This window comes from Roseateles saccharophilus, from assembly GCF_031458095.1.
Lineage (GTDB): Bacteria > Pseudomonadota > Gammaproteobacteria > Burkholderiales > Burkholderiaceae_C > Pelomonas > Pelomonas saccharophila_A.
Window position 1 is genome coordinate 493,959 of record NZ_JAVDXU010000003.1, and the last position, 12,752, is coordinate 506,710.

Here is a 12,752-nt window from a genome sequence, read left to right on the forward strand (position 1 = left end):
GCCTTGAAACACGCACCCGAAAGAATCGAAACGATGGATGAAGACATTGGTGATTCGAAGCAGCCCGAGTCGGTTGCCGCGGTGCTCAAGGTGTTCGCCATCCTGAACGCCCTGGGTGAGCGCAGTGACATCGGGATCACCGACCTCTCGGTGCGCCTGGCCATGCCCAAGGCGACGGTCTACCGCTTCCTGCAGACCATGAAGGGCCTGGGCTATGTGCGCCAGGAGGCCGACAGCGAGCGCTATGGCCTGGCCATGCGCATGTTCGAGCTCGGCTCCAAGGCCCTGCCCTCGCCCGAGCTGGTCGACCTGGCCAAGCACCATATGCAGATGCTGGCCGATGCCACCGGCGAGACCGTCCACCTGGGTAGCCTCATCGACAGCGAGATCATCTACATCCACAAGGTCGACTCGCGCCACATGCTGGGCATGTACTCGCGCATCGGCCGCCGCGCGCCGCTGCATTGCACCGCGATCGGCAAGGTGCTGATGGCCTGGGAGCACCCCGAGCGCCGCGACCGCATCCTGGACGGCGCCGAGTTCAAGCGCTTTCGCGACAAGACCATCGTCACCCGCCCCGCCTTCCTGGCCGAGCTGGAGCAGGTCAAGAAGCAGGGCTTCGGCGAGGACCGCGAGGAATTCGACGACCACATCCGCTGCCTGGGCGTGCCCATCTTCGACCGCCTGGGCCAGCCCATCGCCGGCATGAGCGTGTCCTTCCCGACCTTCCGCTTCGACGTCGAGAAGGCGCCCGAGGTCGTCAAGATGCTGCAGACCGCCAGCCGCGACATCTCGGAAAAGCTGGGTTGCACCCACTACCCGATCCCGGCCTGAGGAGGCCTCTCTAGAACCGCTGGAGCGCCTGTCGCCCCAGGGACGCGGGGGCATTTCGCGTGATGCTTCAATGGCGGCTGTTGTGTGAACCGACAGCCCCCATGAGCCCAATCAATCGCCAGATCGTCCTCGCCACCCGCCCCAAGGGCGAGGTCACGCCCGACAACTTCCGCCTCGTCGAGGTCGCTCTCGCCCCGCTGTCCGAGGGCCAGGTGCGCGTGCGCAACCATTACCTGAGCCTGGACCCCTACATGCGCGGCCGCATGAACGACAGCAAGAGCTACGCCGCGTCCCAGCCGCTGGACGAGGTCATGATCGGCGGCACGGTCGGCGAAGTCGTCGAGTCGAAGAACGCCAATTTCGCTGTCGGCGACAAGGTCGTCGGCATGGGCGGCTGGCAGGAATACCAGACCGTCGACGCCACCCAGCGCGGCGTGCTCAGCAAGGTCGACACCACCCACATCCCGCTGTCCGCCTACCTGGGTTCGGTCGGCATGCCCGGCGTGACGGCCTGGTATGGCCTGATGAAGATCATCCAGGTGAAGGCCGGCGAGACTGTCGTGGTCAGCGCCGCCAGCGGTGCCGTCGGCAGCGTGGTGGGTCAGCTCGCCAAGGCGCGCGGCGCTCGCGCGGTCGGCCTGGCCGGTGGCGCCGACAAATGCCGTTATGTCGTCGAGGAACTGGGCTTTGACGCTTGCATCGACTACAAGCAGCACGCCGACCTGAAGTCGCTATCCGGCGCGCTGAAGGCCGAGTGCCCGAATGGCATCGACGGCTATTTCGAGAACGTCGGCGGCATGATCCTGGACGCTGTGCTGCTGCGCGCCAACGCCTTCAGCCGCATCGCCATGTGCGGCATGATTTCCGGCTACAACGGCGAGCCCATCCCGCTCCAGTATCCCCAGCTCATCCTGACCAACCGCATGAAGGTCGAGGGCTTCATCGTGTCCGAGCACATGGAAGTCTGGCCCGAGGCGCTGAAGGAGCTGGGCGGCATGGTCGCCACCGGCAAGCTCAAGTTCCGCGAGTCCGTGTCTGAGGGCATCGCCAGCGCCCCCGAGGCCTTCATGGGCCTGCTCAAGGGCAAGAACTTCGGCAAGCAGCTCGTCAAGCTGATCTGATGCGCTGGACTTGTGTCCCGTTCAAGGAGCTGACGATCGAGCAGCTCTACGACGTGCTGGCCCTGCGTTCCGAGGTCTTTGTCGTGGAGCAGAACTGCGTCTTCCTCGACATCGACGGCCTGGACCGTCAGACCTGGCATCTGCTGGGCCATGGCGATGATGGGCGGCTCAACGCCTATCTGCGCCTGATCCCGCCGGGGCTGAAGGCGCCCGACGCGCTGATCGGCCGCGTCGTCACCTCGCCCGCCGCCCGCGGTGGCGGCACAGGGCGCTTGTTGATGGCCGAGGCCCTCGCCCACTGCGAGCGCCTGTGGCCCAGGCATTCGATCACGCTGCACGCCCAGGCCCACCTGGAGCGCTTCTACGGCAGCTTTGGTTTCTCGCCCGTTGGCGAGCAATACATGGAAGACGGCATCCCTCACATCGAGATGCGCAAGGAGACCACGTAATGAGCAAACAAACCGCAGTCATCACCGGCGCCGGCTCAGGCTTTGGCCTGGAGACCGCCCGCCTCGCCGCCGCGCGCGGCATGAACCTCGTCCTCGTCGACGTGCAGGCCGATGCGCTGGACAAGGCCGCCTCGGAGTTCAAGGACGTCGAGGTGCTGGCCCGCGTCGTCGACGTGGCCAAGGCCGATCAGATGGAAGCGCTGGCTGCCGCCGTGCAGCAGCGCTTTGGCGCCCCCCACTTCGTCTTCAACAACGCCGGTGTCGGGTCGGGCGGCCTGATCTGGGAGAGCTCCTTAAGCGACTGGGAATGGGTCATGGGCGTCAACGTGATGGGCGTCGTGCATGGCGTGCGCCTGTTCACGCCCATGATGCTGGCCGCCGCCAAGGCCGACCCGGCCTACTCAGGCCATATCGTCAACACCGCCTCCATGGCCGGCATGCTGAACCCGCCGAACATGGGCGTCTACAACGTGTCCAAGCACGCGGTCGTGTCGCTGTCCGAGACCCTCTACCAGGACCTGTCCCTGGTGACCGACCAGGTCCACGCCTCGGTGCTCTGCCCCTTCTTCGTCCCCACCGGCATCAGCCAGAGCCACCGCAACCGCCCCAGCGAGTTCGCCGCGGCCAAGCCGACCAAGAGCCAGATGATTTCCCAGGCCCAGTCCGACAAGGCGGTGTCCTCGGGCAAGCTGACGGCGGCCGACGTGGCGGCCATGGTCTTCGACGCCATCGACCACAACAAGTTCTACATCTTCAGCCACCCGCAGGCCCTGGCCGGCGTGCAGACGCGGCTGGAAGACGTCATGCTGCTGCGCAACCCGACCGACGCCTTTGTCGACAAGCCGGAGATCGGCGCCGCGCTGCGGGCCAAGCTGCGCGCCGATTGAGCCCCCTCGGCGGGGCCTGACCCGCGCGTCGGCCTCGCCGTATGCCTGCGCGCGACGCGCTGACATACCACTGCACCAACCCCAAGCCCTGCCGGCCTTAGCCCGCAGGGCCGCAGCGCATGGGAGAGCGAGAGCCCAGGGTTGACGGCAGGTCCCAAAGCATCCGGAAATGGGATACTCGCCACACGGAACGACAGGCCACAAAAAATGAAACTGTCTTCCACTTCACAGAGAGACAGCCCGTCATGACCCGAACGATCTCGATCAGACACACGCTGAGCTATGGCAGCGCCAATCTGCTGGGCAGCGGCGCCCTGGCCATCGCGGCGGCATGGCTGCTCTATTTCTACACGACCTTCTGCGGCCTGACGGTCGTCGAGGCAGCCACGATCTTCTCGGTGGCCAGCATCCTGGATGCCATCAGCAACCCGGTGATGGGGTATATCAGCGACAACTTCTACAACACGCGTTTGGGCCGCAAGTTCGGGCGCCGACGCTTTTTCATTCTGGTCGGCATTCCTGCGGTGCTGCTGTATCCGCTGATGTGGATCGAGGGTTTCGGGTTCTGGTACTACCTGGGCATGTATGCCCTGTTCGAATTGGTCTACACCATGATCATGGTTCCCTATGAAACCCTGGCCACGGAAATGACCACGGATTTTGCCGTCCGCTCCAAACTCACCGGTTCCAAGGCCATGTTCGGCAAGGGCGCCAACTTCCTGGCCGCCTTCATCCCGGCCCAGCTGTTCCTGGTGTACAGCAAGGAGTCGGCCACGCCCTTCCTGCTGACCGGCATCATCTATGCCCTCATCATGTGTGCCGCCATGACGGCCCTCTACCTCTCCTCCTGGGAGCGGCCCGTCAGCGAGGTCGTGCAGGAGCGCGCCGGCAGCCTGGGCAAAGCCCTCAAGAAGCTCGCCGTGGACATGCGGTCCACCTTTCATCTGAAGATCTTCCGCAAACACCTCGGCATGTATCTGCTGGGGTTTGGAGCGGAATGGCTGTTCGCCTCGATATTCACCTATTTCATCGTCTTCTGCATGGGGCAGGACAAATCCGTGGTCGGCTACCTGAACAGTTTCAGCTCGGTGATGCAGCTGATATCGACCCTGCTGTTCATCGGCCTGTGCATCAAATTCGGTTTCGCGCGCCCCTACCGTATTGCGCTGCTCGTCGTCTGCGGCAGTGTGCTGGCCTATACCGCACTGTTCTACCTGGGCTGGTCCAAGGAAACCACGGCCATCGCCCTCTTCGCCATCACGGCCGTGTTCGGCCTGGGCACCGGCGGCGTCTACTACATCCCATGGACGGTCTACACCTTCCTGGCCGACGTCGACGAGGTGCTGACCGGCCGGCGGCGTGAAGGCATCTATGCCGGCGCCATGACCTTCGCCGGCAAGATCACCCGCTCGGCCATCGTCTTCGCCATGGGCTGGACCCTGGGCCAGTTCGGCTTCCTGTCCGGCCAGGCCAGCCAGCCGGACATCGCGGTCAACGCCATCATCGGCATCTTCACCCTGGGCGTGATCGGTCTGGGCCTGGGAGGCGTCTACTACACCACCCAGATGAAGCTCGACCGCAAAAACCACGCCGTGCTGCTGCAGGAAATCGCCCGCATCAAGGCCGGCGGCCGCATCGCCGACGCTCCGCCAGAGGCCCGCGCTGTGGCCGAGGAACTGACCGGCTGGACCTACGAGCAGTGCTGGGGCAACAACGACCTGATGCCGGGGGAAGCGAAACCGGCCACAGCCTGAGGGCGGCCTCCAGGTCCGGGCCCGGTTCCTAGAATCGGGCATGCAACCCCAAGAAGTTCTCACGGCCGATATCGCCGTCATCGGCGGCGGCCCCGCCGGCCTGATGGCGGCCGAAGTGTTGGCCGCGGCCGGCCAAGCCGTCACCGTCTTCGACGCCAAGCCCAGCGTCGGCCGCAAATTCCTGCTGGCCGGCAAGGGCGGCCTCAACCTGACCCACTCCGAACCCTTCGAGCCCTTTGTCGGCCGCTTCGGCGCGCGCGCTGCCCAGATAGCACCGCTGCTGCGCGGCTTCGACGCCGATGCACTGCGCACCTGGGCGGCCGAGCTGGGCGTGCAGACCTTTGTCGGCACCTCGGGCCGCGTCTTTCCCACCGACCTCAAGGCGGCGCCGCTGCTGCGCGCCTGGCTGCACCGGCTGCGTGCGGCGGGCGTGAAGTTCGCCATGCGTCACCGCTGGACGGGTTGGACCACGGACGGCGCGCTACGCTTCGAGACACCCGACGGCGAACGCCTGGTCACGCCGGCGGCGACGCTGCTGGCTCTTGGCGGCGCGTCCTGGCCCCAGCTCGGCTCGGATGGCGCTTGGGCGCCGTGGCTGGCCGACCGTGGCGTCGACATCGCCCCGCTGCAGCCCGCCAACTGCGGCTTCGACGTCGGCCCGACGGCGGCTCACACGAGTGGCGCCGGCTGGAGCGCGCGCTTTGCCAGCGAGTTCGCCGGCCAGCCGGTCAAGCCGGTGGCCCTCGAGACCGAAGGCTTTGCCAGCCGCCCCGGCGAGTTCGTCATCACCGCCACCGGCATCGAAGGCTCCCTCGTCTACGCCGCAAGCAGCTCGCTGCGTGACCAGATCACGCGCGACGGCCAGGCGACGCTGCATCTGGACCTGCTGCCTCAGCTGACACCCGAACGCGTGCTCGCCGAGGTCAAGCATCCGCGCGGCAGCCGTTCGCTGTCCTCGCATCTGAAGAGCCGCCTGCACCTGAGCCCGCTGAAGATGGGCCTGCTGCACGAGCTGCTGACGCGCGCGCAGATGCTGGACGCCGCCACGCTGGCCGCGGCCCTCAAGCGCCTGCCGCTGACCTTGCATGCCGCCCGCCCGGTGGCCGAGGCCATCAGCACCGCCGGCGGCGTCCGCTTCGAGGCCCTGAACGACGGCCTGATGCTGCAACGCCTGCCCGGCGTTTTCGTCGCCGGCGAGATGCTGGACTGGGAGGCCCCGACCGGCGGCTATCTGCTGACGGCCAGCATGGCCAGTGGCCGTGCCGCGGCCCAGGGCCTGCTAGATCGCCTGGCCGCCTGAGACCTCGATGCGCTGGGCATTGACCCAGCGGTTGTCCGGTGACAGGAGGCTGGCCACCATAGGCCCGATGTCATCCGGCACACCGGCGCGGCCGAGGGCTGTCATGCCGGCGAAGCGCTGGTTGACCTCGGGGTTGTCGCGCACCGCGCCGCCGCCGAAGTCGGTCTCGATCGCCCCTGGCGCCACGGTATTGACGGCAATGCCGCGCGCGCCCAGCTCCTTGGCGAGGTAGACCGTCAGCACCTCCACCGCGCCCTTCACCGCCGCGTAGGCCGCATAGCCGGGGAAGGACATGCGCGTCAGGCCCGAGGACAGGTTGACGATGCGTCCGCCGTCGGCCAGCAACGGCAGCAGGGCCTGGGTCAGGAAGAGCACCCCCTTCAAGTGCACGTTGACGAGGCCGTCGAACTGCGCCTCGGTGGTGTCGGCGATCAACGCGTAGTCGCCATGGCCGGCGTTGTTGACGAGGTGGTCGAAGCTGTCGCGCGCCCAGGTGTCGCGCAGCGCGGCGCGCAGCTGCTTAGCAAATGCCGGGAAGCTGGCGACATCGCCCACATCGAGTCGTAGCGCGACAGCCTGGCGGCCGAGGGCGCGGATCTCCGCAACCAGGGCCTCGGCCGCATCGGCCCGGCTCTGGTAGGTCAGGATGACATCGCCGCCGCGGCGGGCAATGGCGAGGGCGGTGTTGCGGCCGAGGCCGCGGCTGGCGCCGGTGATGAGGCTGAGCATGGTCATGGGAAGGCTCCGGTTGAAACAGGCCTTCATGCTCCATTCAGGCGCCCGGCTGCGGTTGCCGGATGCTCGCCATCCCTTGCCTGATCCTGCTCCGCTTCACACCAGCGCGCGCGAGGCTGTAGGCTGGCACCCCATGAAAGACTTGCTCGATGCTGTCTGTCGCCATGCCGAGGCTCACGCCGACGCCGATGGCATCGCCCGCACGCCCATCCCGGGCCTGACCACCGTGCGTGCCACGGCGCCCAGCGGCCTGGTCTATGCCATTTCGCGCCCGCTGGTCGCCCTGGTCGTGCAGGGCCGCAAGCAGGTCACGCAGGGCCGCCAGGTGCTGGACATGGCACCCGGCGAGTCGCTGCTGATCACGGCCGACGTGCCCACGGTCAGCCAGATCACGCGCGCGACGCTGGCCTCACCCTACTACTCGCTGGTGCTGGAGCTGGACACCGCCGCCGTCGCCGCACTGGCCGGCGAGATGCAGGCCGCCACGGCGGGCAAGCTGGCGCCGGTGCGCGTCGTGCCGACGGACGCCGAGGTGGCCGATGCCGGCCTGCGGCTGCTGCGCCTGCTGGAGCGCCCCCAGGCGCTTCCCCTGCTGCAGGCCTCGCTGCTGCGCGAGATGCACTACTGGTTGCTGGCCGGCCGACATGGCGAGGCCATCCGCGCCCTGGGCGGGCCGGGCGGCCAGGCCGCACGCATCGCCCGCGTCGTGGCCCTGCTGCGCGCGGAGTTCGCCAGGCCCTGGGCGGTGGAGCAACTGGCCGAGGTGGCGGGCCTCAGCGCCTCGGCCTTTCACCGGCGCTTTCGCGAGGCGACGTCGCTGTCGCCGCTGCAGTTCCAGAAGAATCTGCGCCTCATCGAGGCCCGGCGGCTGATGCTGGCCGATGGCGTGAGCGCCAGCAGCGCCGCCTTCGCCGTCGGCTATGAAAGCGTGCCGCAATTCACCCGCGAATACGGCCGGCTGTTCGGCCAGCCGCCGGCGCGTGACGTGGCGGCGGCCCGCCTCAGCGCCCGGGCGGCTTGAGCTGGGCTTCCAGCTGGCTGACATCCTTGCCCAGTTCGGCCAGATAGCGGTCGCGCTCCTCACTCGTCCATTCGGCGTCTGAGAACGCCCTGAGCGCATAGCTGCCGCTCCAGTAAACGACGCCCTCGCGCCGGGCCAGCATGGCGCGGTCCGGGAAGCGGTCTTCCATCAGCAGAAAGCCCTGCAGATCGCGCAGCTTCAGCGGCATGGCCGGCGCGCCGTCGCGCAGCAGCTTGCCAAAGACACGCAGCCGCGCGGTCTGCGCACCGACGCCCAACTCCTCGTTGAAGCTGACCAGGGCGAAGGGCTGCCCCTTGGCATCGTCGACGCGGGCATTGACGACATAACGACCCGTCTGCTTGACATTGATCCCGACAAGGAAGTCCAGCGAGCCGTCGGCGACGCGTTCGCTGATGGCCCCCCATTCGGCCGGCACCAGGGGCTGGTAGACGACATCGAAGTTGACAACGCCTTGGCGCCCGTCCTGGCTCAGGATGGCCTGCAGGCGCAGCGTGCCGGCGAAGTCGGCAAAGGCCGTGCGCGAGGGCTGGAACTGCGCGCTGTAGACGCCCTCGCTGCCCGTGAAGTCCAGCGCCAGTTGCGGCCGGCCGGCGGCCTGGCGCGGGTCGGGCAGGTCAAAGGCGACGGCGCGCGTGATCAGCAGCGGCAGCGTCCTACCCGCCTCGTCCTGGGCGCTGACGCTGATCTTGACGATCTCGTCGCCACTCATGAAGACGCGGTCCTGCGTCGTCAGGATGCGCACGCCCGGCACCGCGCCTTTGCTGCCGGGAAAGCGCAGCGGCAGGCTCTCGCGGATGGGCGCAAAGGGGTGGATCTGGTCGGGGTGCTGGTCAATCGGCCGCGACTCGTGCGGGTAGCGGGTCTGCTCGCGATAGGTGGCCAGCGTCAGCTTGGCGCGCTCCAGCCGCTGCACGAGCTGGTCGCGCTGGGCCATGCGCTCGCGCAGCGCGGCGTCCGTGAAGGGCGAGCCCTCGGGGCGCGACGCCCCCACCGACGCCGCCGGCGTGGGCAGCGCGAGATGGTTGCGCGCCGGTACGGCGGCCTGGGCCTCGGGCACGGCCGCGGTACGCGGCCAGGCCCACCAGGCGATCAGGCCGGCCAGCACGGCGCCCGCCAGCCAGAGCCCGCGACGCTTCACTTGGCGTAATTGACCATGTCGGTGCGCACCAGGCCCACCGTGCCCTGCCAATTGCCGTTGGTGTAGTGGTTGTAAGCCTCGGCGTCGTCACGGAAGACGACCGTGTGGTTGCTCCACTTGGCCGCACCGCCTTCGGCCGCTGCCGTGCCCAGCGTCAGGTCGTTGCAGAACCAGTCGCTGGGGTTGCAATAGCTGCCGCCGCCGCTGCCCGAGATGCCGCCGGCCGAGTGATAGGCGACGGCCTCGTCATCCTGACCCGGCAGCACGCCCGAATACAGCGTGCCCTTGGCGCCGGCCCACAGATAGAAGATCTTGCTGCGGGTGTTGTTGTGGTCGTACATGGCACGGGCCGTGCCGGTCTTGAGGTCGCTCACCAGCGGCTCGCTCAAGGCCCAGTCACCGGCGTTGGCCAACTCGCTGCCGCCCGCGGCGCCGGCGGCCACGTCCACCCATTTGATGTTCCAGCCGGTCTGGGTCGTGCCGTCGCTGTTGGCGCAGGAACCGTCGCTGCCCGGCGTCGCGTTCTTCTTGTAGCGCGAGGTGCCGCCATACATGGCCAGCGTGTAGCCGATCTGCAGGTTGCCGGCGCTGTGCACGGCGATGTAGCACCAGTTGGTGCCGGTGCAGAAGCAGTCCAGCGCGTTGCGGACGAGGTAGTTCTTGTCCGAGACATGGCTGTAGCCGTCCCAGTTGACGGCCTTCTTGTTGACGCCGGCGGCCGTGCCGGCCGGCCCCCAGTAGGTGAAGTCGGCGTAGTTGCCGGCCACGCCGCCGCCGGTGCGGCCATTGATCCACAGCGAGTAATTCGTCGCAAACGCCGCGCCGGCCATCAAGGCCACACCGATCGCCATCAGAAACCGGCGAGAAAGCATCTTCCGCATCTTGTCTCCTGTTTGGTATGGGTACTGGGTACTGCGCCGGCGACTGTAGGGAGGGGCCAGGTCTGGCAAACCCTCGGTAACCCGCAGAAACCGCGCCAGCCGTTGCAGATGGGAGTTACAGGAAAACCCATATGGGAAAATCGAAGGCTTTTCGCCGTATTTCCAGAGCCCGTTTTGGACACCAAGCTGATCGTTTCCCAGATTGCCGCCGAACTGAAGGTCAGGCCCGCCCAGGTGCAGGCCGCCGTCGAGCTGCTGGATGGCGGGGCCACCGTGCCCTTCATCGCCCGCTACCGCAAGGAGGCCACCGACGGCCTCGACGACATCCAGCTGCGCGAGCTGGATGCCCGCCTGGCTTACTTGCGCGAGCTGGCCGAGCGCCGCGAGGCCGTGCTGAAGAGCATTGCCGAGCAGGGCAAGCTGACGCCCGAACTGGAGGCCGCCATCCATGCCGCGCCGACCAAGCAGGAGCTGGAAGACCTCTACCTGCCCTACAAGCCCAAGCGCCGCACCAAGGGCATGATCGCCCGCGAGGCCGGCCTGGAGCCGCTGGCCGACCAGCTGTTCGCCAACCCGGCTCTCGTCCCGATGGATGAAGCGGCGAAGTTCATCAACGCCGAGGGCGGCTTTGCCGATGCCTTCGCCGTGCTGGACGGCGTGCGTGACCTGCTCAGCGAGCGCTGGGCCGAGGATGCCGTGCTGGTGGGCAAGCTGCGCGAGTGGCTGTGGGAAGACGGCCTGTTCCAGTCCAAGCTGATGGACGGCAAGAGCCCCGACACGCCGGACAACGCCAAGTTCCGCGACTACTTCGACTACGCCGAGCCCATCCGCACCGTGCCCTCGCACCGCGCCCTGGCCGTCTTCCGCGGCCGCACCCAGGAGCTGCTGGACGCCAAGCTGGTGCTGGACGAAGAACCGGTGGCCGGCAAGCCCGGCCTGGCCGAAGGCCGCATCGCCTCCCACCTCGGCTGGCGCCACGCCAACCGCCCGGCCGACGAGCTGATCCGCAAGACCGTCGCCTGGACCTGGAAGGTCAAGCTGAGCCTGAGCCTGGAGCGCGACCTGTTCGCCCGCCTGCGCGAGGCGGCTGAAGCCACCGCCATCAAGGTCTTTGCCGAGAACCTGCGTGACCTGCTGCTGGCCGCGCCGGCCGGCAAGCGCGTCGTCATGGGGCTGGACCCGGGCATCCGCACGGGCGTCAAGGTCGCCGTGGTCAGCGACACCGGCCGCGTGCTGGACACCTCCACCGTCTACCCCCATGAGCCGCGCCGCGACTGGGATGGTTCTCTGCACACGCTGGCCAAGCTCTGCGCCACGCATGGCGTCAACCTGATCGCCATCGGCAACGGCACCGCCAGCCGCGAGACCGACAAGCTGGCCGGCGAGCTGATCAAGAAGCTGCAGGCCCTGGACGCCAGCGTGAAGATCGAGCGCGTCGTCGTCAGCGAGGCCGGCGCCTCGGTCTACTCGGCCTCCGAGTTCGCGTCCAGGGAGCTGCCCGACCTCGACGTGTCGCTGCGCGGCGCCGTGTCGATTGCCCGCCGCCTGCAGGACCCGCTGGCCGAGCTGGTCAAGATCGATCCCAAGAGCATTGGCGTCGGCCAGTACCAGCACGATGTCAACCAGAGCGAGATGGCCCGCGCCCTGGACGCCGTCGTCGAGGACTGCGTCAACAAGGTGGGCGTGGACCTGAACACCGCCTCCCAGGCCCTGCTGGCCCGCGTCTCCGGCCTGTCCGCCTCGGTCGCCAGCAGCATCGTGCGCTGGCGCGACGCGAATGGCGCCTTCAGGAACCGCCAGCAGCTGCTGGACGTGAGCGGCCTGGGCCCCAAGACCTTCGAGCAGTCGGCGGGTTTCCTGCGCATCCGCGGCGGCGACAACCCGCTGGATTTCAGCGGCGTCCACCCGGAGACCTATCCGCTGGTCGAGAAGGCATTGACGCTGCTGAAGCGACCGGCCGCCGAAGTCGTCGGCCGCAGCGAAGTGCTGCGCTCCCTCAAGCCCGAGCTGCTGGCCGATGAGAAGTTCGGCCTCATCACCGTCAAGGACGTGCTGGCCGAACTGGAAAAGCCCGGCCGCGACCCCCGCCCGGACTTCAAGGTGGCGCGCTTCAACGACGGCGTCGAGGACGTCAAGGATTTGCAGCCCGGCATGCTGCTGGAGGGCACGGTCAGCAACGTCGCGCAGTTCGGCGCCTTTGTCGACCTGGGCGTGCACCAGGACGGGCTGATCCACGTCAGCCAGCTGTCCAACAAATTCGTCAACGACGCCCGCGAAGTGGTCAAGACCGGCGACATCGTCAAGGTCAAGGTGCTGGAGGTTGACCTGGCCCGCCAGCGCATTTCCCTCACGATGAAGCTGGACGCCCAGGCGCCACGTGGTCCCAAGCAGGACAACAGCTATCGCCCCGCCGCCCGCAACGAGCGCCCCAGCGGTGGAGCACGCGACTCGCAGCCCAGCGGCGGCAACGCCATGGCCGCAGCTTTCGCCAAGCTCAAGCGCTGAAGCTCGCCCTGGCACAGGCGCCTGCAGCCTGACCTTCGTCATTGAAACAAAGCTTTGCCATCATCGCGGCCCGCACCACGGGCCGTCGATTGACGCCCCCAAACCT

At 67.6% G+C, this 12,752-nt stretch carries 11 protein-coding genes; 8 read left to right on the forward strand and 3 right to left on the reverse strand.

From position 1 onward, the window contains the following. Positions 1-33: 33 nt before the first annotated feature. The 6 genes from kdgR to J2X20_RS21310 all read left to right on the forward strand — a co-directional run bounded on the left by kdgR (position 34) and on the right by J2X20_RS21310 (position 6,345). Positions 34-834, forward strand: a complete 801-nt coding sequence (kdgR, locus tag J2X20_RS21285) for a DNA-binding transcriptional regulator KdgR (protein ID WP_310269107.1) — start codon at positions 34-36, stop codon at positions 832-834. A gap of 101 nt (positions 835-935) precedes the next feature. Continuing rightward, positions 936-1,955, forward strand: coding sequence for an NADP-dependent oxidoreductase (locus J2X20_RS21290; RefSeq protein WP_310269110.1), 1,020 nt, complete (start codon positions 936-938; stop codon positions 1,953-1,955). Continuing rightward, positions 1,955-2,404: a GNAT family N-acetyltransferase gene (locus tag J2X20_RS21295; RefSeq protein ID WP_310269113.1), complete on the forward strand. Its 450-nt coding sequence runs from the start codon at positions 1,955-1,957 to the stop codon at positions 2,402-2,404. The genes J2X20_RS21290 and J2X20_RS21295 overlap by 1 nt, the downstream gene beginning before the upstream one ends. Further along, positions 2,404-3,291 (forward strand): SDR family oxidoreductase, encoded by an 888-nt coding sequence (locus J2X20_RS21300; protein ID WP_310269116.1) that lies wholly within the window; start codon positions 2,404-2,406, stop codon positions 3,289-3,291. Before J2X20_RS21295 ends, J2X20_RS21300 begins: the two co-directional genes overlap by 1 nt. Before the next feature lie 245 nt (positions 3,292-3,536). Beyond that, positions 3,537-5,045, forward strand: coding sequence for an MFS transporter (locus J2X20_RS21305; RefSeq protein ID WP_310269119.1), 1,509 nt, complete (start codon positions 3,537-3,539; stop codon positions 5,043-5,045). A gap of 40 nt (positions 5,046-5,085) precedes the next feature. After that, positions 5,086-6,345, forward strand: coding sequence for a TIGR03862 family flavoprotein (locus tag J2X20_RS21310; RefSeq protein WP_310269122.1), 1,260 nt, complete (start codon positions 5,086-5,088; stop codon positions 6,343-6,345). Here J2X20_RS21310 and J2X20_RS21315 read toward each other — a convergent pair. After that, positions 6,325-7,080, reverse strand: coding sequence for an SDR family NAD(P)-dependent oxidoreductase (locus tag J2X20_RS21315; RefSeq protein ID WP_310269125.1), 756 nt, complete (start codon positions 7,078-7,080; stop codon positions 6,325-6,327). The genes J2X20_RS21310 and J2X20_RS21315 overlap by 21 nt on opposite strands. 133 nt (positions 7,081-7,213) lie before the next feature. Between J2X20_RS21315 and J2X20_RS21320 the strand changes: the two genes are divergently transcribed. Further along, a complete protein-coding gene (locus J2X20_RS21320; protein WP_310269128.1) occupies positions 7,214-8,101 on the forward strand; it encodes an AraC family transcriptional regulator in 888 nt (295 codons plus the stop codon). Here the strand turns inward: J2X20_RS21320 and J2X20_RS21325 are convergent. Beyond that, a complete protein-coding gene (locus tag J2X20_RS21325) occupies positions 8,082-9,260 on the reverse strand; it encodes a hypothetical protein (RefSeq protein WP_310269131.1) in 1,179 nt (392 codons plus the stop codon). The two genes, J2X20_RS21320 and J2X20_RS21325, sit on opposite strands and share 20 nt — an antisense overlap. Then, positions 9,257-10,111 (reverse strand): hypothetical protein, encoded by an 855-nt coding sequence (locus J2X20_RS21330; RefSeq protein WP_310269134.1) that lies wholly within the window; start codon positions 10,109-10,111, stop codon positions 9,257-9,259. Before J2X20_RS21330 ends, J2X20_RS21325 begins: the two co-directional genes overlap by 4 nt. A gap of 138 nt (positions 10,112-10,249) precedes the next feature. On the opposite strand from J2X20_RS21330, the gene J2X20_RS21335 reads away from it, so the two are divergent. Next, positions 10,250-12,646 (forward strand): Tex family protein, encoded by a 2,397-nt coding sequence (locus tag J2X20_RS21335; protein ID WP_409034182.1) that lies wholly within the window; start codon positions 10,250-10,252, stop codon positions 12,644-12,646. The last annotated feature ends 106 nt before the right edge of the window (positions 12,647-12,752 follow it).

Bases quoted from the DNA above. Each gene is read 5' to 3' on its own strand.
- J2X20_RS21310 (WP_310269122.1), top strand. From the start codon at position 5,086: ATGCAACCCCAAGAAGTTCTCACGGCCGATATCGCCGTCATCGGCGGC.
- J2X20_RS21315 (WP_310269125.1), bottom strand. From the start codon at position 7,080: ATGACCATGCTCAGCCTCATCACCGGCGCCAGCCGCGGCCTCGGCCGC.
- J2X20_RS21290 (WP_310269110.1), top strand. From the start codon at position 936: ATGAGCCCAATCAATCGCCAGATCGTCCTCGCCACCCGCCCCAAGGGC.
- J2X20_RS21320 (WP_310269128.1), top strand. From the start codon at position 7,214: ATGAAAGACTTGCTCGATGCTGTCTGTCGCCATGCCGAGGCTCACGCC.
- J2X20_RS21330 (WP_310269134.1), bottom strand. From the start codon at position 10,111: ATGGCGATCGGTGTGGCCTTGATGGCCGGCGCGGCGTTTGCGACGAAT.
- J2X20_RS21305 (WP_310269119.1), top strand. From the start codon at position 3,537: ATGACCCGAACGATCTCGATCAGACACACGCTGAGCTATGGCAGCGCC.
- kdgR (WP_310269107.1), top strand. From the start codon at position 34: ATGGATGAAGACATTGGTGATTCGAAGCAGCCCGAGTCGGTTGCCGCG.
- J2X20_RS21295 (WP_310269113.1), top strand. From the start codon at position 1,955: ATGCGCTGGACTTGTGTCCCGTTCAAGGAGCTGACGATCGAGCAGCTC.
- J2X20_RS21300 (WP_310269116.1), top strand. From the start codon at position 2,404: ATGAGCAAACAAACCGCAGTCATCACCGGCGCCGGCTCAGGCTTTGGC.
- J2X20_RS21335 (WP_409034182.1), top strand. From the start codon at position 10,250: ATGGGAGTTACAGGAAAACCCATATGGGAAAATCGAAGGCTTTTCGCC.